General features: G+C 41.9%; 21 protein-coding genes. 3 read left to right on the top strand and 18 right to left on the bottom strand.

Features of this window, described 5'->3' with window-relative positions:
• Positions 1 to 10: 10 nt before the first annotated feature.
• The 10 genes from arcA to QM870_RS02300 all read right to left on the bottom strand — a co-directional run bounded on the left by arcA (position 11) and on the right by QM870_RS02300 (position 11316).
• Positions 11 to 1240 (bottom strand): arginine deiminase, encoded by a 1230-nt coding sequence (arcA, locus tag QM870_RS02345; protein ID WP_049514063.1) that lies wholly within the window; start codon positions 1238 to 1240, stop codon positions 11 to 13.
• A gap of 237 nt (positions 1241 to 1477) precedes the next feature.
• Positions 1478 to 2167 carry a Crp/Fnr family transcriptional regulator gene (locus QM870_RS02340; RefSeq protein ID WP_070595138.1) on the bottom strand — a complete coding sequence of 230 codons (690 nt, stop codon included), beginning with the start codon at positions 2165 to 2167 and terminating at the stop codon, positions 1478 to 1480.
• A 161-nt stretch (positions 2168 to 2328) separates the two neighbouring features.
• A complete protein-coding gene (locus QM870_RS02335) occupies positions 2329 to 3396 on the bottom strand; it encodes a serine hydrolase (protein WP_414368447.1) in 1068 nt (355 codons plus the stop codon).
• A gap of 98 nt (positions 3397 to 3494) precedes the next feature.
• Positions 3495 to 4967 (bottom strand): helicase HerA-like domain-containing protein, encoded by a 1473-nt coding sequence (locus QM870_RS02330; protein WP_414368444.1) that lies wholly within the window; start codon positions 4965 to 4967, stop codon positions 3495 to 3497.
• 210 nt (positions 4968 to 5177) lie between these two features.
• Positions 5178 to 5783, bottom strand: a complete 606-nt coding sequence (sodA, locus tag QM870_RS02325) for a superoxide dismutase SodA (RefSeq protein WP_003006336.1) — start codon at positions 5781 to 5783, stop codon at positions 5178 to 5180.
• 88 nt (positions 5784 to 5871) lie between these two features.
• Entirely contained in the window at positions 5872 to 6906 is a 1035-nt protein-coding gene (gene holA, locus QM870_RS02320) for a DNA polymerase III subunit delta (protein WP_414368440.1), read from the bottom strand.
• A 23-nt stretch (positions 6907 to 6929) separates the two neighbouring features.
• Entirely contained in the window at positions 6930 to 7532 is a 603-nt protein-coding gene (locus QM870_RS02315) for a DUF805 domain-containing protein (RefSeq protein ID WP_414368437.1), read from the bottom strand.
• 75 nt (positions 7533 to 7607) lie between these two features.
• Positions 7608 to 9854, bottom strand: a complete 2247-nt coding sequence (locus QM870_RS02310; RefSeq protein WP_414368435.1) for a DNA internalization-related competence protein ComEC/Rec2 — start codon at positions 9852 to 9854, stop codon at positions 7608 to 7610.
• Positions 9835 to 10503 carry a helix-hairpin-helix domain-containing protein gene (locus tag QM870_RS02305; RefSeq protein WP_129824314.1) on the bottom strand — a complete coding sequence of 223 codons (669 nt, stop codon included), beginning with the start codon at positions 10501 to 10503 and terminating at the stop codon, positions 9835 to 9837. Before QM870_RS02305 ends, QM870_RS02310 begins: the two co-directional genes overlap by 20 nt.
• A 66-nt stretch (positions 10504 to 10569) precedes the next feature.
• Positions 10570 to 11316 carry a lysophospholipid acyltransferase family protein gene (locus QM870_RS02300; RefSeq protein WP_070673821.1) on the bottom strand — a complete coding sequence of 249 codons (747 nt, stop codon included), beginning with the start codon at positions 11314 to 11316 and terminating at the stop codon, positions 10570 to 10572.
• Positions 11317 to 11491: 175 nt separating this feature from the next.
• On the opposite strand from QM870_RS02300, the gene QM870_RS02295 reads away from it, so the two are divergent.
• The 3 genes from QM870_RS02295 (at position 11492) to QM870_RS02285 (ending at position 15064) form a co-directional block, all read left to right on the top strand.
• The gene (locus QM870_RS02295) at positions 11492 to 13831 is read left to right on the top strand and encodes a cation-translocating P-type ATPase (protein ID WP_414368431.1); all 2340 of its coding nucleotides are present in this window, start codon (positions 11492 to 11494) and stop codon (positions 13829 to 13831) included.
• Positions 13832 to 14064: 233 nt separating this feature from the next.
• The gene (locus tag QM870_RS02290) at positions 14065 to 14811 is read left to right on the top strand and encodes a tRNA1(Val) (adenine(37)-N6)-methyltransferase (protein ID WP_023917633.1); all 747 of its coding nucleotides are present in this window, start codon (positions 14065 to 14067) and stop codon (positions 14809 to 14811) included.
• Positions 14801 to 15064: a GIY-YIG nuclease family protein gene (locus QM870_RS02285; protein ID WP_004219743.1), complete on the top strand. Its 264-nt coding sequence runs from the start codon at positions 14801 to 14803 to the stop codon at positions 15062 to 15064. The genes QM870_RS02290 and QM870_RS02285 overlap by 11 nt, the downstream gene beginning before the upstream one ends.
• A 16-nt stretch (positions 15065 to 15080) precedes the next feature.
• Here the strand turns inward: QM870_RS02285 and QM870_RS02280 are convergent, their stop codons facing one another.
• The 8 genes from QM870_RS02280 to QM870_RS02245 form a co-directional block, all read right to left on the bottom strand.
• The gene (locus QM870_RS02280; RefSeq protein WP_414368427.1) at positions 15081 to 15974 is read right to left on the bottom strand and encodes an aldose 1-epimerase family protein; all 894 of its coding nucleotides are present in this window, start codon (positions 15972 to 15974) and stop codon (positions 15081 to 15083) included.
• 353 nt (positions 15975 to 16327) lie between these two features.
• Positions 16328 to 17899: a DEAD/DEAH box helicase gene (locus QM870_RS02275; RefSeq protein WP_414368424.1), complete on the bottom strand. Its 1572-nt coding sequence runs from the start codon at positions 17897 to 17899 to the stop codon at positions 16328 to 16330.
• A gap of 788 nt (positions 17900 to 18687) precedes the next feature.
• Positions 18688 to 19596 carry a magnesium transporter CorA family protein gene (locus tag QM870_RS02270; protein ID WP_003006305.1) on the bottom strand — a complete coding sequence of 303 codons (909 nt, stop codon included), beginning with the start codon at positions 19594 to 19596 and terminating at the stop codon, positions 18688 to 18690.
• 41 nt (positions 19597 to 19637) lie between these two features.
• Positions 19638 to 20018: a PH domain-containing protein gene (locus QM870_RS02265; RefSeq protein ID WP_004219989.1), complete on the bottom strand. Its 381-nt coding sequence runs from the start codon at positions 20016 to 20018 to the stop codon at positions 19638 to 19640.
• A 78-nt stretch (positions 20019 to 20096) separates the two neighbouring features.
• Positions 20097 to 21644, bottom strand: a complete 1548-nt coding sequence (locus tag QM870_RS02260; RefSeq protein WP_003012237.1) for a peptide chain release factor 3 — start codon at positions 21642 to 21644, stop codon at positions 20097 to 20099.
• 184 nt (positions 21645 to 21828) lie between these two features.
• The gene (locus QM870_RS02255; protein WP_155125608.1) at positions 21829 to 22509 is read right to left on the bottom strand and encodes a YwaF family protein; all 681 of its coding nucleotides are present in this window, start codon (positions 22507 to 22509) and stop codon (positions 21829 to 21831) included.
• A 13-nt stretch (positions 22510 to 22522) separates the two neighbouring features.
• The gene (locus tag QM870_RS02250; protein ID WP_201036881.1) at positions 22523 to 23209 is read right to left on the bottom strand and encodes a YwaF family protein; all 687 of its coding nucleotides are present in this window, start codon (positions 23207 to 23209) and stop codon (positions 22523 to 22525) included.
• 25 nt (positions 23210 to 23234) lie between these two features.
• On the bottom strand, positions 23235 to 23936 hold the full coding sequence (locus QM870_RS02245; protein ID WP_070505821.1) for a YwaF family protein: 702 nt from the start codon (positions 23934 to 23936) through the stop codon (positions 23235 to 23237).
• Between the last annotated feature and the right edge of the window lie 17 nt (positions 23937 to 23953).

The raw sequence follows: 23953 nt of genomic DNA, 5'->3' as shown, positions 1-23953 counted from the left end.
GTCTTCTACATTAGATTTCTTCACGTTCAAATGGCATTGACATACAACGAGGTCCACCACGACCGCGAACCAATTCACTTCCGCGGATCTTGATCAAACGAAGTCCGTATTCTTCTAATTTCTTGTTTGTGACTGTGTTACGGTCGTATACGACTACCACACCAGGTGCGATTGTAAGAGTATTTGAACCGTCGTTCCATTGTTCACGAGCAGCAGCAACCACATTGCCATCACCACAAGGGATCAATGTAACTTTTTCAACACCAAGGTTTTCAGCAAGCAATTCAGCCAAATCACCTTTTTCTTCAACGATCTTCAATTGTTCGTTTTCATAAGTTACAGAGAAGACGCGAAGGTTACCTTGGATTTCTGGGTGGATTGTGAATTTATCGTAGTCCACCATTGTGAATACTGTATCCAAGTGCATGAATTTACGGTTGTTAGCAAATTCAAAGGCCAATACTTTCTTGAAGCCAACGTTCTTCTTGAAGATGTTTACCAACAATTTTTCGATTGATGCAGCATCAGTACGTTGTGAGATACCAACTGCCAATACATCTTTAGAAAGTACCAACTCATCTCCACCTTCGATACGAGTATCTTCTTCACGGTTGTAGACAAGTTCAACTTTTCCACCGTAAACTGGGTGGTATTTGAAGATGTATTTACCATACAAAGTTTCACGGTTACGTGTATCTGCGTACATGTGGTTCAATGATACTGCATTACCAATTGTCGCAAATGGGTCACGTGTGAAGTACAAGTTTGGCATTGGGTCGATAGCAAATGGATAGTCAGATTCAACAAGGTCTGTCAATCCTTTTGCTTCTTCAGGAATTTCTGGAAGTTCAGCTTTTTGAACCCCTGCCATTGTTTTTTCAACCAATTCTTGGTTGTCTTCAATGCTGTGAAGCAATTCACGGATCGCAATTTTTGTTTGGCGTCCACGAATGTTCGCTTCTTCAAGGTATTCTTCGATGAACTGATCGCGAATTTCTGGAGAAGTCAATGACTCAGCAGCTAACTGTTCAAGATAAAGTACTTCGATACCTTCGTTACGAAGTGCTTCAGCAAATGCGTCGTGTTCTTTTTGAGCATCTTCCAAGAAAGGAATATCATCAAAAAGAAGACGTTCAAGATAGTCAGGCATCAAGTTTTCCAACTCTTTACCTGGACGGTGCAAACAAACTTTTTTCAGTTTTCCAATTTCTGAGAAAACATGAATTGGGTGTGTAGACATCTATAGTCCTCCTTTTTCTTGCGGTTTAGCTTACCTAATCCTGTTTACAGGTTTTATTTTATCACCAATTGGTACCGCTTTCATGAAGGATTCTACTTTTTTAATGCAAAGAATTTGGCATTATTTTGAATTATTCCTATTTTTTAGTTAATATGAAGCGTTTTCTTTGCATATTTTGTCTTTTATATTATTTTTATGAATATATATTTTTTTACAAAAATAAAAAAGATCAACAAATTAATTGATCTCTTTAAAACTATTTAAAAAGTAGGCTGTATCTAGAAAGGTTAATTGTTTTCTTTCATATTGTATCTTATGAGAATCGATGAGTTTCTTTAAAACTTGATTGACGGTTTCTCGGGTTGTGGCCGCTAATTTGGCCAATTCCTTCATACTGATTGGAAATGGAAGTTGATTTCCTAAACTTTCATAGTCCTTACACAAGATAGCTAAAGATTGAACCACACGCTCACTGGCACTAGCTGTCACGACATTACGTAGACGCAACTCTTGAAATTCTAAAATTGACGAGAGCTTTCTCGTAATGAAGAGCAACTGCTCCTTGCTCTCTTGGGCAGATGATTCATAGAGGTTGACGGGGATAACGAAACAACGCAAATCTGTCACCGCACTAGCTGTATAGTGGTAACGCTCATCCTGAAACATCCCTCCATAAGGGAACAGGGCCCCTTTTTTGATATAATCCATATAGGAAAATTGATCAGACGAATCGAATTGCTCAATGCGAGCAAAGCCTTTTGAAAGAAGAAAAATGCGATCCCGCTTATCTCCTGCATAAAATAAAATTTGTCCTTTTTGTATATCCCTAGCATGAATTTCAACAGCTAATTTATCAAATAGCTCCACTGGCAACGCAGAGAAGGCTGGATGCGAGCGGACCAACTGGTAATCTTCCTTTGTAATCATGTTTATACTTCCTCTTATTACTATTAATTAGTATAACATATTTTTTGATAGAAGAGGGAAAGAAGCCTCTTTAAAACAGAAAAGTATTTCGAAACACCAAGTGAATTTTATGCTACTGTGATAGAAGAAAAGGTCTGAGCAACCCTCAGACCTTCCGTCAATTATTCATTCATATTCACACGATGCCATTCATTAATAACATAAGCCAATTGACCCAATTGATAAAGACCAACACCACTGATTTCAGAACTTTCTGGGGTCGTTCCACCCAGTCCTGCAGTATAGATGGCAACCAAATAAGGGGTCGATTCATGGACAATGGCATCCACATTGAGCGCTTCCGCAACATATCCCGGTTTTTGTTGAATGACCAAATCTGGCAAGAATTTCTTATAGTACTCACCTGGGAAAGATTCCCCAATCAATTCCAACAAATCTGCATATTTTTCTTGATGATTCCAAAGATATTCCAAGACATGGATATAATAATCCGTTGTCGTTTTATTATCTTCGCTAAAGGTTTTGACTTCTGGTGAGCGAGATTGACCATAGCGACTGAATAACTTGCGCGCTTGCTCCATTCCCCCTAAACGATCTGCCAAGGCATAGGCTGGGGTATTTTCAGAGTAAACTAATGAATAGCGTTGCATATCAGGGATAGACATGGCTCCATCAAAGGCAGCAACGTAATTGTCATGTTCCCCTACATATTCATAGTAGGTATTGGTAATGTCAAACCGATCTGTTAAATTGAGTTTCCCCTTTGTGACCTCATCCACCACCAACATGTTCAACGGTAGCTTATAGGTACTTCCTGCCGTCATTGGTTGAAGATCATTCATGGCAAATTGCTCTCCTGTAATGGCATTGCGATACGTGAAGGCAACTTGTGACGGATCAATTCCACTTTCCGCTAGGAAATCCTGGACAACCTCTACCAACCCCTTATTAGCATAATCATAGACAAGGCCATAAGCACTCATCGTTTCCATGTCTGCGTCTACTACTGCTTGCTTAGCTTCAGGAGATTTGACACGTGGTTTTTTCGTCTCAGGCGTAGACTGTTCTATATCTTTTTCTTTTGCTTCTTTTGTTTTCTTTGCTTTTTTTTCAATTGCTGATGCTGTTGGTTGCGTAATATGCAAGTAGCCCAGTGCGCTTGTTCCCACTAAGCACAATAGAATACTGATCGCAATCATGATCGAGCGTAGATTAAAATATTTTTTCATACGAGATTAATTATAAAAGATTCTACTGAAAATAACAAGAATTATCAGAAATAGAAAACGATTTCTTTTTAAAAAGTTTATTTCTTTTCATCAAAGGCTTATTTTCGTTTAAAGGAGCCCATAATTAGCTTAGCGATCTCACGCGCAATCGTCCGGAATAAGGAACTTAAGAAGGAATTTTTCGCCTTTTCAAGACTGGATTTTCTTGGGCGACCTGGACTGCGCTTTTGCTCTGCTTTTTCCGCCGTAGCTCGTTCTTTTTCTGCTTCTTTTTTCTCCTCTTCTTGTGCTTCCTTGCTTGCTTTAGCTGCTAATTTTTCATAGGCAGATTCCCGATCAATCGTCGTCGCATACTTTTGATGGAAAGGCGATGTCGTGATTAAGGCCAATTGTTCACTTTCATTTAAGAGGTCAAAACTCGATTGAGGAGAGAGAATATAAGCACGCTCAACAACACTAGGTTGCCCCTTCTCATTCAGGAAAGAAACCAAGGCTTCCCCTGTCCCTAATTCTGTGATCACTGTTTCTGTATCAAAGTCTGGATTCGGACGAAAACTTTGGGCAGCTACCTTGATGGCCTTCATTTCTTTTGGTGTATAAGCTCGAAGAGCATGTTGTACACGATTTCCAAGCTGTGCCAAAACAGATTCTGGTAGATCTTGAGGATTTTGGGTAATAAAGTAAATCCCTACACCCTTAGAACGAATCAGGCGCACGACTTGCTCGACCTTCTCAAGAAAGAGCTTGCTTGCATCCTTAAAGAGGAGATGGGCTTCATCAAAGAAGAAAACCAGTTTTGGCTTTTCGGGATCCCCAACCTCGGGAAGTGTTTCAAAGAGACGAGACAACATCCAAATTAAAAAGGTTGAATACAATTTTGGTGAATGAAAGAGCTTTGTAGCCGAAAGAATATTGATATACCCACGCCCTGATGCATCGAGTTGCATAAAGTCATTTAAATCAAGTGCAGGCTCTCCGAAAAACTGATCCGCTCCTTCTTCTTCAAGAACCAAGAGGCTTCTTTGGATCGCACCGACAGATTGTTTGGTGATATTACCATATTGGGCAGAATAGTCTGAGCTGTGTTCATAGACTTCCTTTAACAGGCTTTGCAGGTCCTTCAAATCAATCAAGGGCCAATCTTTCTCTTGAGCCACTTTAAAGACAATTGCAAGAATTCCTGATTGAGTTTCATTCAAATCAAGTAGACGAGAAAGAAGCAATGACCCCATTCCTTCGACAGTCGCACGAACAGGATGACCAGCTTGGCCAAAGACATCCCACAATCGAACAGGGAAGGCTTGCGGCTCAAACGGATCTGTGAGACCAAGCAGTTTGTAGCGTTCTTCCAGTTTTGGAGTCCATTGCCCCGCTTTGGCTAAACCAGATAAATCTCCCTTGATATCAGCTAGAAAGACCGGAATGCCCTCTTTGCTTAATTTTTCTGTGAGGACCTTGAGGGTAACTGTTTTCCCTGTCCCTGTTGCTCCTGCAATCAAGCCATGACGATTCAACATCCGTAAATAGATAGGCGTCTCAACTGCTCCTTTGGTAATGGTAATACTAGTCATTTCATTTCTCCCTGAATGTTTCAGTTTTCATTTTAACGGTCATCTTTTCCTTGCCTAGGCCCTTCAAACTGGGCTTCTGATAAGTAAGACACACTCCTACTAGTGTATCATTTTCCTGTCCAAACGCAAGAAATTATACTCCGATTTTCCGGATACAAACAAAAAAATCTATAAGAGCCAATACTTGCTCTTATAGATTCCTTCATTTTATTATTTTGCTGCTGCAAACAATTCATTAACTTTATTCCAGTTGATCACTGAGAAGAAAGCTTTGATGTAGTCAGGACGTACGTTACGGTATTTTACATAGTAGGCATGTTCCCAAACATCCAAACCAAGGATTGGTGTTTTACCTTCAGAGATTGGTGTATCTTGGTTTGCTGTTGAAGTTACTTCGAGTTTGCCTTCTTTGTTAACAACCAACCATGCCCAGCCAGAACCAAAACGTGTCGTTGCTGCTGCTGTGAAGGCTGCTTTGAAGTCTTCAAATGAACCAAATGTAGCATCAATCGCTGCAGCAAGTTCTGCTGAAGGAGCTGTTTGTTCTGGAGTCATCAATTCCCAGAAAAGAGCGTGGTTCAAATGACCACCACCATTGTTGATCACAGCTTGGCGAATATCAGCTGGAATGGATTCAACATCAGCTAACAAGCTTTCAAGGTCTTCTCCAATTTCAGGATGTTTTTCAAGAGCTGCATTCACATTGTTTACATATGTTTGATGGTGTTTATCATGGTGCAAATGCATGGTTTCTTCATCGATATAAGGTTCCAATGCATCATAAGCATATGGTAATTCTGGTAAAATGATAGCCATTTTATGGTCCTCTTTTCTTTATTACTGACTTGATGATAACGTAAACAGCTAAATTATTCAACTAATCTGCTTGCGATTTCATTCATCGTTAGACGCTATTAGCTACTTTCAACAGGGCCAAATCAAATAAGTAGTCTTTTTCATATGTTCCACTTTTAATCGCATAATCCGTCTCGATGAAAGTCATCATAGCCTGCTTCAAAAAGGACAGGGTAAGTCTGCGGCTATCCCGTAAGGCAAACTTCACCTGGTAAGGATTGACCTTGCGTCCTGACAACTCCGACAAGCTCGCTACAATTTGGCTTTCGGATTGGCCTTCTTCTGAGAAAATTTTAACTTGAGAAAACATTCGGAATTGCCCCAATAAAATAGCGATTAATTTTATTTCATCTTCTCCTTGTAAGCGGAGATCCTTAACCAAATTCCGGGCTTGATCGATTTGGCGTTTGAGAATCATCTGTGTCAGATCAAAAATATTATCTTGCAAGGACTTTGGAACAACCTCCTCGATATCTTGGAGGGTAATCTGACCATCTTCTTTGTAAGCCTGCAATAGAGCGAGATTCTTCTGTAACTCTCCAAAATCATAGCCAGATTTTAAGAGCAGCTGGTCCAAGGAATCGCCCACAAACTGTAAGCTCAATTCTTGCGCCTGACCAGAAAAATAACGCTTTAAATCTTGCTCTTTAGGAGTGGTCGCTTCAATGATTTGGGCATCCCGTTTTAGGAGTTTGACCAAGCGGCGCTTACTATCTAATTTTCCTTCTGCAAATATCACCAAACGGGTCGATTCAGAAGGATTTCCCAGATAGTTTTCAAATTGTTTCAGATCTTCATCGGTTAAATTGCGTTTCTTGGCAGTGGTCAGATCCAATAAGTGATCTAAAATCACGATTTTTTCATCTGCAAAAAAGGGAAGACTGACCAAATCCAGCTCGACCTCAGCATAGGAGGCTTCCTTCATATCAAAATAAGAATAATTCAAATCTGAAGGATCATAGCCTATTTTTTTTAAAATGTCTTTTTTTAACCATTCAAATTGACCTACATCCTCCCCTGTCAAGACAAGAATAGGAGGCAGAGTTTGAACCGTCAGATGTTTAGTGTCGGTAATTGCTTGCATGAAACTCTCTTATCTCTATCAGTCTAGTGGATTTCGTGTTCAGCAGCCATTCTTTGTTCCAATGGTGGTTTTTCATCAGACAAATCAGGTGCTGCTACAAAATTAGGGATTTGCTCAAACGAGTTGCCTCCAAAGCTCCCCCCTGTCGCTGTGACCTGTGGTTCAGAAGCCACTCCCATAGGAGTTTCTACTGGTTGTGGGAAGGTGTTTTTCCCTGGAAGCATCATGAGAATCAAGAGAGAAATAACTGTAATCCCCCAAAGAAATAGGAAAATATCTAGCCCCGTCAACAAATAGAGCAGAGCCGGACCAAGGTTCAAAAAGATCCAAGACCAATGGATTCCCGCATCCCGCAAGCGACGTACACAAATGGCTTGACTGGGTACCAAAATGAGGAAGTAAAAGAATGCTAAGAAAGCGAGCGCCCATAAACCTGTCTTAGAATGAACAGTTGAAAAATTGAGCGTTTCTTGAGCATTTTGATGGGATAAAGAGGTCACGATGTAAAAAACCCAAAGAGGCAAAGAAATCAGGGAATTCCAGAAAAAAGCTAGCCAAAAATGGGCCCGACTGGTCTTACTTGAAAAATCTGCATACTGTATCCAAAATTGCTTAAATGCGTTCATACGATTCTACCTTTACATTGATTTCACTTTCTATAATAGCAATTTTCAGCATAGAAAGCAAACCTCTCCTCGTCTCTAGCGGACCGTTTCTACCCTCCAATGGTCCCACCCAATCAAGCGAATTGCTCCCCTTTCATCGGTACGAAGATAAGAAATAGAGCGTTCCTCTAGACGATCGAGCAATTCTTTATGGGGATGTTGGTAGCGATTTTTCTTTCCAACAGAGATTAAGGCCAACTGAGGATGTAACTGGTCTAAAAACACATCACTAGAGGAACCTTTTGATCCGTGGTGGCCTACTTTCAAGACATCCACTTGTAATTGGGGATCGTTTTTCAATAGTTTCTTCTCTCCAGCTTCTTCCAAATCCCCTGTGAACAAAAATCGTTTCTGATAGAACTGTCCATAGAGGACAATCGAATCATCATTTTTACCATCCCCCACTTCATCAGGGGATAAGACTTCTAGATAATCATCAAAAATAGGAAGTTGATCCCCTCTCTGGACTACTTTAATCGGACTATGAAGCTGTTTCAATTTCTCTCGAAATTGAGAATTAGTTAGACTACCTGAACTGACATACACTTTTTTAACTGGGATTTGTTTGGCAACCTCCACCATATCGCCCATATGGTCCTGGTCTGTATGAGTCAAGACCAAAGCATCGAGTTTTCCAACACCACGACTCTTGAGATAGGGAATCAAGGTTTGATCCGCATTGGCAGATTGACTGCGCTCTTGCCACTTTTCTCCACTTTTAAAAGTGACACGTCCTCCGACATCAATCAATATGGTTCTTCCTTTCCAATCGCGTAAAAAGATACTATCTCCTTGACCGATATCCACCATGGTAATCTCATTTTCTAAAGGGTGCTTGGTCCAACAAAAGATGATTAGAATCATACCTATTAACAGAAAACGACGTTTCTTTTGCTTTCGAAGATCATACAAGATCCCTAAAAGAAGGAAGAGAGCGATCAGAGCTGGTCCCGTCGGCTGACCAAATACCAAAGGTAGCGACGTGAGCTTTGAAATCCAACGAATACACTCCTCTATGAGAAGAAAGAAACTGTTAAAAATTGTAAGGGGCTTTAGAATCGATAAGATAAATAGCACCGTTAAACCTGGAAGAAGGACAAGGTCAAATAAGAAAGAAAAGAGGAAGGTTAAAGGGAGTGACCAGGGTTGAAAGACGCTAAAGTAATAGGTCAAAAGGGGCAAAATCCCCAAGCTAATCCAGAAACTTTCCACTAGTAGCTTTTTAAGTCCTGAATAAGAACTGGTATCTACCAAGGTCAAAATAAAGGCATAGGCACAACTCAAGACCCCTCCAGCTGTCAGAAGAAACTTGGGCATGAGCAACATTAAGAGCATCAGGGTCATCGCCATATTCTCCATCCCTCGGATCCCCTTTTGAGAGAGGTTCTTTTGCAAGAGACTGCGAACCACTGAAACTGAAAAACCTGTCAAGCCAGCATAGACCAAAGAAATTGGAACCATCCAGATATCGACTGTCTCTTGCAAGATTCCTAGACGTAAGAGACCTTTTCGGATCCCATTGATAAAAAAGCCAACCTGCATCCCAGATAAGGCGAATAAATGGATGATTCCCAAACTCGTGTAAAGCTGGTCCATCTCTTCAAAATCCTTATCTAAATAGCCAAAAAGAAGGCCGGTCATATACTGGTTCATCGGTTGCGGAAAGTGCTCCTTGCTCCAAACAATAGCTTTGCGCCTCCATTGAGATAGCCAGTCAAAAACATTCCAAGTTTGGATGGGAAGCGCGGATTGGATCGCCTCAATTTTTATTTGATAGTGAATCCCCTGTGTTTGCAAATAAGACCGGTAGTCAAATCCTCTAAAATTTCGCTGCCCTTCTGGCTCTTCTATAACACCTTTATATGTCAACTCCAGCAAGTGGGTTTGACTTTGCCACTGCTGTTTTTCTTTTTCTGATTTTAAAGTATAGAAGACTTGGTAGGTCCTTCCCTGATTTTTAGCACGAAAAGACAGGGCATCCCCATTGATCTTGATAGTATCTGGAATCAGGCGTAAGTGGGATGGGGGCTGACTTTCCACTAGTACTGGATGATCCTGTAGTCGCTGAAAAACAAAGAAGGCCACAAAACAAAGGGTTGCTAAAACAAGCCCTAGCAAACTTGAGCGCTCCCCTTTATAGTGATGAACCGCTAAAACTCCCACTACTACTAGACCGCTGATCGAAAGCCAAGATGGTTGATAGATACTAAAATACAGCCATAGAAGTACAAAGGTGAGATGGACAAGAGAAAAAGGAAGGTCTTTAATCCACCGTGAAAGCATCTCTTAGTTTCTCCAGTGTTTTCTCTCCGATTCCTGAAACATTCTTCAGATCATCCACTGATCGAAAAGGACCATTTGCTTCGCGATAGGCGATAATGTCCTGGGCACGTTTCTGTCCAATGCCTGATACGGTTTGGAGCTCTGATTCGGTCGCTCGATTTAAACGGACCTTGCCTGTTTTTTCTGCTGGCGCTGACGAAGTTACAGGACTTTCTGAACTTCCAAGTGCCGGAACATCCTCCCCTTCTTTAGCAACATAGATCACTGCTTCATCGGTGAGTTTTTGCGCCAAGTTGACCGATTGGCTATTGGCATCTGCTGTCATCCCGCCTGCCTTATAAATAGCATCGTGGACTCTGCTATTGGAGCGCAACTCATAGACACCTGGTTGTTTGACGGCTCCTTTGACATCGACCGTAATGATCTCGGGTGCATCAGACACAGAAGTAACCGTCTTTTCTTCTTTGGAACTAGTAGTCTGCACCTTTTCTTTGCTCGAAGTTGAACTAGAAGACTGATAAAGATCCGGTATGGTGGATGCACTTGACTGAGGTCGATGAAAAAGAAAATACCCTCCAAGTAAGAGTCCGATAGCAGTAAGAGCTAAAAAGAGCTTATATTCTTTGATTTTTTCGATGATATCCTCCATAAGAAACCTCCTCTCACTTTTATTATTCGTAAAAATAAAAAAAACTGAGAAAAACTCTCAGTTTTTTTACTTGTTTTTCCGATGTTTGTCTGGATCCCATACAAAGCTTGCCAGGTAACTAAAGAGCAAGGTCAAGATGCCCACGACTAAGACAAGGGGAATCAAAAGGATTTTTAACAAACGAATCAAGATAAACGGTTTTGTTGGGGTGTTGATTGCTTGTGCTTCCGCATCCAAGCGATCAAACTCCTCTTGGATACGGCGGGCAACTTCTGCCACTCCTTCGTCATTCATCTTTTTAATATCCGAAATATCAATGGGATGTCCAAAGTTCATATCAATACGTTCACCCGTTGCCAATCCTTTCAAGTCTCTTGGACCAGTATAAGTCACTGGCATGATACGGACCTTCGCCATTTTGGCAATGATGGCAACACCACCTTTGACGTCTTGAGAATGACGACTTCCACTTGGGAACATAATCAAGGAACGGTTGCTCTTTTTCAGCATATTGACAGGATACTTAATGGCTTCTGCTCCCGGATTTTCACGGTCGATCGGAAAAGCCCCACACATGCGAATCCACCAGCCAAAAATACGATTGGTAAAGAGCTCTTTTTTTGCCATAAAGATAAATTGCTTTGGCTTGGTCGCAAAGGCCATATAGACCGGATCCCACCAAGTCCGGTGAGGCGATACCAAGATGTAGTTCTCTTTTCGATCTGGAATATTGTCCTTATGATGGTAATGGGCATTCCCATTTAAAACCCACAGAATAAAGGCAACAAGGCCACGTAAATAGGTATAAAACATAGTTGTTCCTCAAATCCATTTCATTCGTCTCTCTACAAGATATTCCATCCTGTAAAAGGTTCTTTCTTATTATACCGTATCCTGATTTTGACCGCAAACCTTTTTTAGATAAAAATTGTCTCAGCGGACCGATTCTAGATAGTCTTTTTCTCAAAAAAATGATATCATATTGTCTATGGAAACTATTGATTTAAAGGGCTTGTCCCTCAGTGAAGTCCGTAAGAAAATGGATCGCGGACAAACCAATGATTTTACAACGAATACAAGTACCAGTACCTGGCAAATTATCAAGCGCAACGTCTTCACCTTGTTTAATACCTTAAACTTTGTGATTGCCGTGGCCTTGGCTGCTGTACAGGCCTGGAGCAATATGATCTTTTTCGCAGTCATCTGCTTCAATGCCATTACAGGGATCATGACCGAGATGCGCGCCAAGCGGATGATTGATAAGCTCAACCTCATGAGTCGTGAGCTAGTGACTGTCATTCGAGACGGGGAAAAAGATGCGATTCCACCAGAAAAGCTTGTTCTGGGTGATTTAATGCTCTTATCTTCGGGCGAGCAGATCCCTAGTGATGCTGAAGTCATGTCCGGTATTGCAGAAGCTAATGAGGCTATGCTGACTGGTGAGAGTGACCTGGTTTTAAAAGAAGTTGGTGATGAACTGCTTTCTGGTAGTTATATTGCCAGTGGTCAAGTCTATGCCCGTGTCAAGCGAGTTGGGGCAAACAACTATGCCAACAAACTGATGATGGAAGCCAAAACCTTGAAGCCTATCAATTCGCGTATTCTCTATAATTTAGCGAAAATCTCTAGCTTCACTGGTAAAATTATCATCCCATTTGGCCTTGCCCTCTTCTTTGAAGCATTGTTGATCAAGATGCTACCGATCAAGGATTCTGTCGTGAATTCTTCCACAGCTCTCTTGGGAATGTTGCCAAAAGGAATTGCGCTACTGACAGTTACTTCTCTCTTGACAGCTGTCATTAAGCTCGGCATGCGCAAGGTTCTTGTTCAAGAAATGTACTCAGTGGAAACCCTGGCGCGTGTGGATACCTTGTGTCTAGATAAGACCGGGACCATCACTCAAGGAAAGATGACAGTCGAAGCTCTCCATAGCTTATCCGAGCATTTTTCTGAGGAAACGATCCAGGTCATCCTCTCTGCTTACATGCAAAATAGTGAGGACACCAATCCTACTGCTCAAGCTATTCGCAAGGCTTATGGGGAGTTGGAGCATGCTTATACTGCAGAAAACATTATTCCTTTCTCAAGCGATCGGAAATGGGGAGCCATGCACCTCTCCAATCTTGGCACTGTCTTTCTCGGTGCTCCTGAAATGCTCCTGCAAGAAAATCCAACTGCTGTCGTCGAAGCACAAGGCCGTGGATCGCGCGTTCTGGTCTTAGCCCACAGTTCAGAACGGATCAGCATGCAGGAATTGAAACTGCCTGAAAATCTTGAAGGGATTGCCGTTATTGAGATTACGGACCCCATTCGTGAAGGGGCTTCTGATACCCTTGAGTATTTGCGCTCTCAAGGAGTGGATCTTAAAATCATATCCGGTGACAACCCTGTAACAGTCTCTTATATCGCTCAACAAGCTGGCTTCAAAAATTATGAGAACTACGTCGATTGTTCCAAAATTTCTGATGATCAATTAGTGGATCAAGCAGAAGAAACAGCTATCTTTGGGCGCGTGTCTCCTCACCAGAAAAAACTGCTCATCCAAACCTTGAAAGCAGCTGGTCGGACGACTGCTATGACAGGAGATGGAGTCAATGATATCCTTGCTCTTCGTGAAGCAGACTGCTCCATCGTAATGGCTGAAGGAGATCCTGCAACCCGTCAAATTGCAAATATTGTTCTTTTGAACTCTGACTTTAATGATGTTCCAGAAATTCTATTCGAAGGTCGTCGTGTGGTCAATAACATTGGGCGAATCGCTCCGATTTTCTTCATCAAAACGATCTATTCCTTCCTCTTGGCTATTATCTGTATCGCCAGTGCCCTTTTCTTCAACGTCAATTATTTGCTGATTTTTCCATTCATCCCTATTCAAATCACCTTAATTGACCAATTCGTCGAAGGATTCCCACCATTTGTGTTGACCTTTGAACGCAATATCAAACCGGTTGAAAAACACTTCTTAAGACGTTCCCTTCTGTTAGCCTTACCAAGCGCCTTGATGGTCGTCTTTAGCGTCTTGTTCATTCGCCTTTGGGGAGCAAGCCATGGTTGGTCTGCAGCCGATATGTCTACTGTATCCTATTACTTACTTGGATCCATCGGTTTCCTATCTGTCATCCGTGCTTGCCTTCCACTAAATATCTGGCGAGCCCTCCTCATCCTCTTCTCTGTTGTAGGATTCTACGCATCTGCGGTCGTATTGAAAAACTTGATCGAGATTTCCCTCCTTACAGCCACTACTTTCCCAGTTTATCTGGCGTTGATGGCCATCTTTACAGGAGTCTTTATCCTCACAACGATTCTACAAAAATATGAATTTGATTAAAAAAGAGAGTGGGACAGAAATCGGTAATTCGTTAGAATTCGATTTCGTCGCCCCACCTCCGCACAGTTGAGTAGGGCTGTAAAAGCTGATGAAATCAGCGTAGTAGAGCCCACTCAACCACTGCGTCTTGATCGACAATCCAAAAATAATTGAGAGGCTAGGACTTTTGTTCCAGCCTCTTTTTATGTTCTATCGATCTTTCCCCAAGCCTCTTTTCATGCTATAATAGAGCCATGACAGATATCGAATTAAAAGACGGCGAGCGCGTCAATCAACTCTTTTCAAGTGATGTGAAAATTATACAAAATCGGGAAGTCTTTAGTTACTCCGTGGATAGCGTCCTGCTCTCGCGCTTTCCAAAATTGCCCAAGCGAGGCTTGATCGTAGATCTCTGCGCTGGAAATGGGGCTGTGGGACTCTTTGCAAGCACTCGGACAGAGGCTCAGATCATTGGTGTCGAAATTCAGGAACGTCTAGCGGATATGGCTACCCGCTCCATTGCCCTCAATGACTTGAACCAGCAAATGTCCATGATCACCGATGACCTCAAGCATTTGCCTCAACATATTAAGGGCAGTAAGGTGGATATTATCCTCTGCAATCCTCCTTATTTCAAGGTGGATGAGCATTCCAATCTCAATGAGAGTGAACACTACCTCTTAGCTCGGCATGAAATTACGACCAATTTAGATGAGATTTGCCATGTGGCCCAGCGGGTTCTCAAATCAAATGGTCGACTAGCGATGGTCCATCGTCCAGATCGCTTCTTGGATATCATCGAAACCATGAAGCGTTACAATCTTGCACCTAAGCGGATCCAGTTTGTCTATCCCAAAGTGACCAAAGAGGCGAATATGTTGTTGATTGAGGCGATCAAGGATGGCTCACTGGACGGTTTAAAAATTCTGCCGCCCCTCTTTATTCACAATGAAGACGGCAGCTATACAGACGAGATTCATGAGATTTACTATGGAAACTAAGGCTTACATGTATGTCCTAGAGTGTGCGGATGGCTCCCTCTACACTGGCTACACCACAGATGTCGAAAAACGCCTAAAGACGCACAATGCTGGAAAAGGTGCCAAATACACACGGGCTCGCCTCCCCGTTAAACTTCTCTACCAAGAATCCTATCCAGATAAACCCTCTGCTATGTCTGCCGAGGCTCTCTTTAAAAAGAAATCACGCCAAGCTAAGCTAAACTATATCAAAAAGAACCGTCGGACTCCATAGTCCAACGGTTTTTCATTTACAAAATGGTGATACGGTACTGGTGACTCCGTGTTTCTTGAGGAGCCAACTGGATCACACCTTTTTTATCTTCGAAGAAATCGCCCTCTTCTGCAGATGTGGAAATACCCGTCCAAGGCTCTAAGGCAATGAAAGGCCCCTTGTTATTGGTAGACCAAAGGACGAGATTCTCAAAATCTGCAAAGGCAAATTCCAAACCTTTACCAGATTTTTTCGAGAGGAGCTGCACAGATTTAGAGGCTAATTGATCTAAAATAATGGCGTCTTTTTCAAACAGTTCATGGCGCAAAGGTAGCCTACGACTATGGTCTAAAAATGGCGTCCGCTGCAGGCGATCAATCAAACCGGTTTCTGTGAACAAGAGAGGAACGCTACAACTTTCTTCTTTTTCAAAAATCAACTCGTAGTCTTCATAGTCTTCATCTGTTAAAAGGGGACAACGAAAGGCTGGATGCCCTCCAATGAAATAAGGCATGACTTGATCTGACTCTAAATTTTGCACGCGATAGGTGATGGTGATCTCTTTCCCTTTCAATTCATAATCGATTTCCACTCGAAAATGGTAGGGATAATTTTGTAAGCTCTCGTCGTTAGAGGTGATTTCAAAGACAAGACGATGGTCTGTTTGTTCTTTGAGTTCAAACTCTCTCTTGCGAATGAGGCCGTGTCTTGGAAGCTGGCCTGTCTTCACTCCATCTTTTAGATGATACTGCACTTGGCCATTACGAACACTCCCGCAAATCGGAAACAGAACCGGCGCTTGTCCTGACCAATACTCTGGATCTCCCTGCCAGAGATATTCTATGCCTTCCTTACTTCGAATGGAGCTCAATTCCCCACCAAATGTCTTAAATTGTACTTCTAGATCATCATTTTTTAATGCAATCACCATGGGCGACACCTCTTTTTAATTAGTATAGTTATTATATTCATTATAACCTTTTAGAAGAGATTGTCAATTTTTATCTTTTTAGTTAAAAATTTTTAAAAATATAAGAAAAAAACCTTGACAAAGCTCAGAAATAATTGTAAACTTAATATGTTAACAGAAACATTCCGTTTTAGGAATCCGTTCTTTCTGTTTTCTGACTTTTTTAGGATGCTCCTTATCATGATACATTTTTTCTAAAAGAGTCAGTTATCATTTAGGTCTCCTTATAAATATACAAGGGTTAACAGCTAGTTAACCCTTGTATTTTTGATTTTCATTAAAAAGACGGCCTATTGCTAGACCGTCTTTAGGACTTATTTATCCCCTTTGTTGCGGATGACAAAGCCATTTTTCTTTTCATTGGAAGTGCGATGAGGACGTTTATTACCTTTGCCCTCAAAGTCTCGACTATTTTTATTGGACTTGCGTTTGAAATCACGGCGTCCACCTTCACGGTCATCTCTGCGATTTCGATCACGGCGTTGGTCTCCACGATGGCCATTTCCACGGCCCCCTTTGCCTTTCCCACCAAAGCCACCACCGGATGGTTTAAATGGCAATGGTTTTTCACGCGCAATTTCAACTTCTGGAAGACTATCTGGATCTTGAACGGTCAAGCTTAAGATATACATAGCCAATTCTTCAGGAGTGAATTCTGCAGCCAATTTGCGAGCATCCTTACCAAACTTCTCGAAGTTAGTTCGGATTTTTTCATCCTCAAAGTCTCGCTCAATTTTCTTCAGCGCTACTTGTTTTTTCGCTTGGAAGGCTTCTGCTGCTGTTGCAGGTTTCATTCCCTTCATCCGCTTTTTAGTCAAGTTCTCAATGATTTGCAAATAGCCCATTTCATTTGGCGAAACAAAGGTAATGGATTGCCCTGTTTTCCCAGCACGACCTGTCCGTCCGATCCGGTGAACATAGCTTTCTGGATCTTGTGGAATATCGTAGTTGTAGACATGGGTCACACCTGAAATGTCCAAACCACGCGCCGCAACGTCCGTTGCCACCAAGACGTCCAAGTTCCCATTTTTAAAGTCACGAAGTACACGAAGACGTTTGTTTTGATCCAAATCTCCGTGAATCCCTTCTGCTCGGAAACCACGGATCTTCAAGCCACGCGTCAATTCATCGACCCGGCGTTTAGTCCGACCAAAGACAATGGCAAGCTCCGGTTGCTCGACATCCATCAATCGAGTCATGGTATCAAACTTTTCGCCTTCTTTGACACGAATATAGTATTGATCGACCAAGTCGGTAGTCAATTCTTTGGCTGCGATCTTAACGTGTTCGGGCTCTTGCATAAACTGAACACCAATGCGTTTGATGGCTTCTGGCATCGTTGCTGAAAAGAGCAAGGTTTGACGTGTTTCTGGAACACGGCTAATGATAGCTTCGATATCTTCCAAAAAGCCCATGTTGAGCATTTCATCTGCTTCATCCAAGATCAAGGTTTCAATATGATCGAGTTTCAAGGCCTTGCGCTTGATCAAATCAAGCAAACGGCCAGGTGTTCCCACAACGATGTGAGCGCCTGACTTCAAGGCTTTGATTTGCTTTTCAATGCTCGATCCACCATAGACAGAGCGAACTTTGACACCCTTACTACGTCCAAAGCGGAAGAGTTCTTCCTGACTTTGAACCGCCAATTCACGCGTTGGGGCAATAACAAGGGCTTGAATTACTGTGTTATCGACATCAATCTTCTCCAAAGTTGGAAGACCGAAAGCAGCCGTTTTACCGGTCCCTGTTTGCGCTTGACCTATAACATCTTTGCCTTCAAGGGCTAAAGGAATGGTTTGTTCCTGGATCGGGCTCGCTTCTACAAAGCCAGCTTTTTCAATTTCTGCTAATAATTCAGCAGATAAGTTAAATTCATTGAATTTCAATTCTTTCTTCTTTCTAAAAAGTGGTGCGAAGCCACTTTATCACACTTCTTTTCAATGCGAAAACGCACTGATTGCATAGGAAGTCTCCTTCCCGGTTACCTGTCGCAAGACTCATCTAAAGGAAAACCCAATCGTTTTTTTATGGAATTCCCTTCTGCGAAAAATGTTTTCGCACTAGCGGATTTGGTTGATTAAAGTCGTTTTCCAAACGAAAAGACACCAAGATCCTCCTTGTGGGAGATTGACCAACATTCCTTTTCTAATTGTTCCATCTCACCAGCATTTCTCTCATACAAGTTTGCAACTTATCTAGTATAACACAATGGACGACCAAATGATAGTCAAAGGAGAATAATTTTATTTTTTAGGAAAAATTTTTAAAAACTTGAAAATAGTCAAGAGGGCAGTTTCCCCTAGATTTAGCTGACTTTCTTCTGACACCGTTCAAGAATCCCTTTAAATAGGAGTATAAAAACTTCGGAAAAACTTTTTTTGGTAGTTCTTGCGTTTTTACAAATAAATATGTATAATACAGTTAGTATCTAAAATATTTCTGTATAAAGAAATAGGATCATTTTATCTGATTCAACGATTTATTCTAAGTTCTGATTTATTTAGAACCACTCAGTACTATTAAATCTACTCCTACTATTTCCAAGAAGATTTTGTACAGTCAATGAACTATTCACACTGCCCCTTCTTTGGAGAGGAGGGCAGGTGTCTAGATGGTTCCTATTTCTCAGATTATTCTAGATACGAAGAGGCTCGGATTTCTCCAAGCCTCTTTTTTATCTTTGTTTCACAATCCACCGCATAACCTTTCCCAAAATGAGCCATAATATAAAGCTACATACGGATACATAAATCCAAGCATTGGGATCCTTTGTCATCGGAAGAGGGATATTCATTCCAAAGAAACCGGTGATAACGGCTAAAACCGCCAACAAGGCTTCAAAGATGGTTAGGGTTGTCAAGTTGTCATTCAAGTTGTTGTTTAGGATATTGTTGTAAGATCCTGACAACTGTTGCAAGACATTGGAAATCAACTCAGTCATCGAAGCCAACTGACGCGCTTCGATCATGGCATCATCAAACTGCTCTTTTTCAACATCATTCATCCTGCGATAAATGGCATGCGCTTTAATATGTTCTAGCAACATCCGATTCTGCTTGGCTGCTGCGACCAGATACACCATACCGGTCTCAAGGTCAGACAGGGCATAAAGATTCTTGGTCGTCGTTGTCTTTCGAAGCAAACGATTGAGTTCATCCTTGTGCTTATCTAAGCGATCAATAATCGGATAATAAGCATTACTGATCATTTCAAGACCTGCAAAAAGCAACTTATAGATCGACAACTCCCCATGGCTTTCCAAATAGCGAACCATTTGTTCAATGATATAGGCATTGTCCTGGTTACTGATGGTCACGAGTCGCGTATCTTGAACGATAAAGGTCATAGGGATGGTTTCGTAGTATTCCTTGTCCTTTTCTAAATCCAATACATTGTAGATAAATGTGATCGTACCGTTTTCTCGATTATAATCCATATGGGCACGTTCGTTCTTATCCATCGCGTACTCAATGGTTTCTTTGTCAATCTCGTATTTTTTATAAAGATATGAGTTTTCAGCAATCATATCCGAGTCGATATTGATCCATTTCCGATCTTGACCCAATTGTTTTTCGATAAACATTCCGTCTCCTTTCTCAACTGTTCTCTATCAAAATGATATTTTTATTTAAAAACTGCACTGGCTAATGCTTGCTGGATTTCAATGACGCTGCTGTCACTCTTGAATTGTAAAACTTCTGAAGGCTCGACTGCAGAAGAGACCCAGATTTTTAATTCGGCATCCAAATCAAAATGACCGGAAGTTTCGACTGAAAATCGAGAGATCGAGCGATAAGGAAGGGATTTGTAGGACGTTTTCTTTCCTGTTACTCCTTGCTTATCCACCAAGATCAAACGAAACTCTGTAAAGACGATTAAATCACGAATCAAGCTAAAAGCAAGTGTGACTTGCTCTCCCGGCACCAAGATATCTTCCAGATCTCTTTCTACTTTATCAACATTTTTTTGAGAGGCATTGCCCATCAAACCACTTAATAATCCCATCATTTCTCCTTTATAAGCGAAAACGGATAGATTTTCGTTTTCTTATTTTTTTGTTATGGATCAGTTTTGAAAAATTCCTTACCCCATCTTTTCTTCCAGCTCAACGTCTGGATACTTATCCGCAAACCAGCGGAGGGCAAAGTCGTTTTCAAAGAGGAAGACAGGTTGGTCAAAGCGGTCCTTGGCCAAGATATTTCGGCTTGAAGACATGCGCTCATCTAAGTCTTCTGGTTTGATCCAGCGAACTGTCTTTTTACCCATTGGGCTCATGACCACTTCGGCATTGTATTCATTTTCCATCCGGTGCTTAAAGACTTCAAACTGCAATTGACCAACGGCACCAAGCATGTATTCACCTGTTTGGTAGTTGGTATAGAGCTGAATAGCTCCTTCTTGCACCAATTGCTCAATCCCTTTGTGGAAGGATTTTTGCTTCATGACGTTCTTGGCTGACACTTTCATGAAGATTTCAGGCGTAAAGGTTGGCAGTGGTTCAAATTCGAACTTGTTTTTACCAACTGTCAGCGTATCTCCAACCTGATAAGTACCAGTATCATAGACCCCGATGATGTCTCCTGCTACAGCATTGCTGACATTTTCACGGCTTTCGGCCATAAATTGAGTCACGTTAGATAACTTAGCACCCTTACCAGTACGAGGCAGGTTGACGCTCATCCCACGCTCAAATTCACCCGATACGATCCGCACAAAGGCGATCCGGTCGCGGTGACGAGGGTCCATATTGGCTTGGATTTTAAAGACAAAGCCTGAGAAATCCTTATCGTAAGGATCGACCATTTCTCCATCGGTCTTCTTGTGGCCATGTGGTTCTGGAGCAAACTTGAGGAAGGTTTCCAAGAAAGTCTGTACACCAAAGTTCGTCAAAGCGGATCCAAAGAAGACTGGTGTTAATTCACCCGCAAGGATAGCTTCTTCTGAAAATTCATTTCCGGCTTCTTGCAAGAGTTCGATATCGTCTTTCACCTGCTCGTAGAATGGATTGTTGGCAAAGAGCTTGTCTCCATCTTCTAGACTGGCAAAACGTTCATCCCCTTTGTAGAGTTCCAAGCGTTGATTATAGAGGTCGTAAAGCCCTTCAAAGGCTTTCCCCATCCCGATCGGCCAGTTCATTGGGTAACTTGCGATGCCCAAGACTTCTTCCAATTCTTGCAAGAGGTCCAGTGGCTCACGTCCATCACGGTCCAGCTTGTTCATAAAGGTAAAGACTGGAATGCCACGGTGTTTGACAACCTCAAACAGTTTCTTGGTTTGAGCCTCGATCCCTTTAGCAGAGTCTACCACCATAACCGCCGCATCCACCGCCATCAAGGTCCGGTAAGTATCTTCAGAGAAGTCCTCGTGCCCTGGGGTATCTAGGATATTTACGCGCTTGCCATCGTAGTCAAACTGCATGACAGATGAGGTTACCGAAATCCCACGTTGTTTCTCGATGTCCATCCAGTCGGATTTGGCAAAGTTTCCTGTTTTCTTCCCTTTGACAGTACCGGCTTCCCGAATCTCTCCCCCAAAGTAGAGCAACTGCTCAGTAATCGTCGTTTTACCAGCATCCGGGTGGGAGATGATGGCAAAAGTACGGCGTTTTTTAATTTCTTCTTGTACGTTCATGTTCCTAATTCTTTCTCTTCTTATTTTTTGATAAATTTACAAATTCATCTCTACATCGGATTTCTCCTCAATTTCTCTATCTGTCCTATTATAGCGAAAATAGGCACTTTTTTCAACGATGATTCTTCTTTGAGAGCAAAAAGAAAAACTAAAATCCGTAGATTCTAGTCTAATTCAATCATATTTATTTTCTCACTTTCACCCGCTCACTTCTGCGACTGAAGAACTGATTAAAGAGTAATAAAGCAAGGGCTAAAATACTGGATACAACCAGATAGTTGAGCCACACCTTATCCCCTCTCATAATCGGAGGTCGGGCCATCAAGCCGTAATTTCCTCCCGTCAATTGGTTGACTCCAACCATGAATAAATCTAAGGCAAAGGTATAGAGAACAATCTGACTATTTTTTAAGAGGTTTCGATCATACCATCTCAAAAGATAAATCAAGGAATTGATGAGGAGACAGTAATGTCCGAGGAGGAAAGAAAAACTTGTAATATGAGGGAAAGTATAGGGATCAAAGACTGGATAGCCCAAGGCAAAGATGGCTCCACTAACTCCCATCAAGGCAAAGAACTGTTTGCTTTTCCATCGGTCTGGTAAAAACAAGACTGCAAACATGGCCAAGCGGCAATGATAAAATGGTAAGCTATTGGACCAAGGAATGTGGTAGGCAAAATACCAAAGATACAAGCAAATTAACTGGAAGCCTTGTAAGTATTGAAAGCATTTGCGAAATTGCTCATTCTGATAATAGCGAAGTGACATCATAATCGCTGTCACAACGAACAAGACCATCACACTATACCAAAGTGCTGAGATTGCTGGTGGTGCTGTTGATTCTGTAGTGAAAAAATGATGCATAAAATCTCCTTATTTAAACAGATTTAGGTATTCTTCTTTTCTTACTGTACTGAACAATCGTATTGATAAAAATCAGTGTCCCCGTCATGAGAACTGTCACGATCAAATAGTTGAGCACAAGGCCATGGTCACCGATCACAGGTGGGCAACGCATAAAGCCGTAGTTTCCACCTGTTGCGAGATTAGCAAGCTGAATAATAGCATTGACCCCAACAGTCATCTGACAGATTTTCCAAACAGCCCCCTCTTCCACCTGGTAGGATTGAACCAGATAGATCAAACAGTTGGCCAAGAGAGCCCAGTGACCAAAGACATTGTTGATCGAGGATACGTGAGGAAAAGGGTAGGGATAAAAGACGGGATGAAGCAAGGCCATAATGGAGCCAAAGACTCCCACGAGGGCAAAATATTGCTTGAAGCTTCCCTTGGGGGCCAAAAGGATAATCCACATGGCCATCCGGCTATGATAGAAAGGAAGACTCTCTGAAAAAGGCAAGCGAGCTGCTAGATACCAAGCATTGATAATGAGCAACTGGATCAACTGCCCCCAATACCAAAAGTTTTGGTAGGCTTTAGAGTGAGCAAATCGAATGGACAGAACTCCCACTACTACCAATGAAGTCGGCAATAAGAAATACCAGACTCCTAATTGAGGAGGGGCCGTTGGTTGACTGGTGAAAAATAAGTCCCAAAGTGTCATGATTTCTTTCCCTTATCTGCTCTTTTTATTCTGAACGCGAAACGATACTCTCTTCGACCATCTTGTATTTGTATTTATAGCGTTGATTGACCAAGCAAATACCTGCCACCATCACAATGCTGACCAAGAGGTAGTTCAAGAGAGCACCGTGGTCTCCAATGATTGGTGGACGCTTTAAGAAGCCGTAATCTCCACTGGTCAAAAGGTTGACCAAAAAGATGACGGCATTCATGCCAAAGGTGATCTTAACAATTCGTAGGCTGTCTTGCTTTTCCGACTGATAAAAATCTTGCAGGTAAATCAAACTATTGGCAAACAAGGCCCAGTGACTAAAAATCAGATTGAGCACAGTAATATGGGGGAATGGGAAGGGGTCAAAGGCCGGATAAACCAAGGCCGCAATCGATCCCAAAACTCCCAAGAGAGCAAAATATTGCTTGATATAGGTTCCTCTCGGGGCAAAGAGGATTGCAAGCATGGCCAAGCGACAATGATAAAAAGGCAAATTATCTGTCAAAGGCATGTGGGCGAGAATATACCAAGCATTGATAGTCAAGACTTGAATCAATTGTGCCCAGTACCAAAAGCGTTGGTAGCTTTTCGACTGCGCATATTTAATAGAAAAGTAGCCAACCACCAACAAAGAAGCTGGCAAAATGAAATACCAGAGTCCAAACTCAGGCGGGGCTGATTTTTGGTTCGTAAACAATAAATCCCAAAGTGTCATTTTTATATCCCTTTAAT

The organism is Streptococcus parasanguinis, from assembly GCF_047463195.1.
Taxonomy (GTDB): Bacteria; Bacillota; Bacilli; order Lactobacillales; family Streptococcaceae; genus Streptococcus; species Streptococcus parasanguinis_R.
Note: the sequence above shows the minus strand (reverse complement) of the source record. Positions and strands in the feature narration are given on the sequence as shown.

Bases quoted from the DNA above. Each gene is read 5' to 3' on its own strand.
- QM870_RS02315 (WP_414368437.1), bottom strand. From the start codon at position 7,532: ATGAACGCATTTAAGCAATTTTGGATACAGTATGCAGATTTTTCAAGT.
- arcA (WP_049514063.1), bottom strand. From the start codon at position 1,240: ATGTCTACACACCCAATTCATGTTTTCTCAGAAATTGGAAAACTGAAA.
- QM870_RS02330 (WP_414368444.1), bottom strand. From the start codon at position 4,967: ATGACTAGTATTACCATTACCAAAGGAGCAGTTGAGACGCCTATCTAT.
- QM870_RS02305 (WP_129824314.1), bottom strand. From the start codon at position 10,503: ATGGAGGATATCATCGAAAAAATCAAAGAATATAAGCTCTTTTTAGCT.
- QM870_RS02340 (WP_070595138.1), bottom strand. From the start codon at position 2,167: ATGATTACAAAGGAAGATTACCAGTTGGTCCGCTCGCATCCAGCCTTC.
- QM870_RS02285 (WP_004219743.1), top strand. From the start codon at position 14,801: ATGGAAACTAAGGCTTACATGTATGTCCTAGAGTGTGCGGATGGCTCC.
- QM870_RS02280 (WP_414368427.1), bottom strand. From the start codon at position 15,974: ATGGTGATTGCATTAAAAAATGATGATCTAGAAGTACAATTTAAGACA.
- QM870_RS02270 (WP_003006305.1), bottom strand. From the start codon at position 19,596: ATGTTTATCGAAAAACAATTGGGTCAAGATCGGAAATGGATCAATATC.
- QM870_RS02265 (WP_004219989.1), bottom strand. From the start codon at position 20,018: ATGGGATTATTAAGTGGTTTGATGGGCAATGCCTCTCAAAAAAATGTT.
- QM870_RS02335 (WP_414368447.1), bottom strand. From the start codon at position 3,396: ATGAAAAAATATTTTAATCTACGCTCGATCATGATTGCGATCAGTATT.
- QM870_RS02300 (WP_070673821.1), bottom strand. From the start codon at position 11,316: ATGTTTTATACCTATTTACGTGGCCTTGTTGCCTTTATTCTGTGGGTT.
- QM870_RS02290 (WP_023917633.1), top strand. From the start codon at position 14,065: ATGACAGATATCGAATTAAAAGACGGCGAGCGCGTCAATCAACTCTTT.
- holA (WP_414368440.1), bottom strand. From the start codon at position 6,906: ATGCAAGCAATTACCGACACTAAACATCTGACGGTTCAAACTCTGCCT.
- QM870_RS02310 (WP_414368435.1), bottom strand. From the start codon at position 9,854: ATGCTTTCACGGTGGATTAAAGACCTTCCTTTTTCTCTTGTCCATCTC.
- sodA (WP_003006336.1), bottom strand. From the start codon at position 5,783: ATGGCTATCATTTTACCAGAATTACCATATGCTTATGATGCATTGGAA.
- QM870_RS02255 (WP_155125608.1), bottom strand. From the start codon at position 22,509: ATGCATCATTTTTTCACTACAGAATCAACAGCACCACCAGCAATCTCA.
- QM870_RS02245 (WP_070505821.1), bottom strand. From the start codon at position 23,936: ATGACACTTTGGGATTTATTGTTTACGAACCAAAAATCAGCCCCGCCT.
- QM870_RS02250 (WP_201036881.1), bottom strand. From the start codon at position 23,209: ATGACACTTTGGGACTTATTTTTCACCAGTCAACCAACGGCCCCTCCT.
- QM870_RS02260 (WP_003012237.1), bottom strand. From the start codon at position 21,644: ATGAACGTACAAGAAGAAATTAAAAAACGCCGTACTTTTGCCATCATC.
- QM870_RS02295 (WP_414368431.1), top strand. From the start codon at position 11,492: ATGGAAACTATTGATTTAAAGGGCTTGTCCCTCAGTGAAGTCCGTAAG.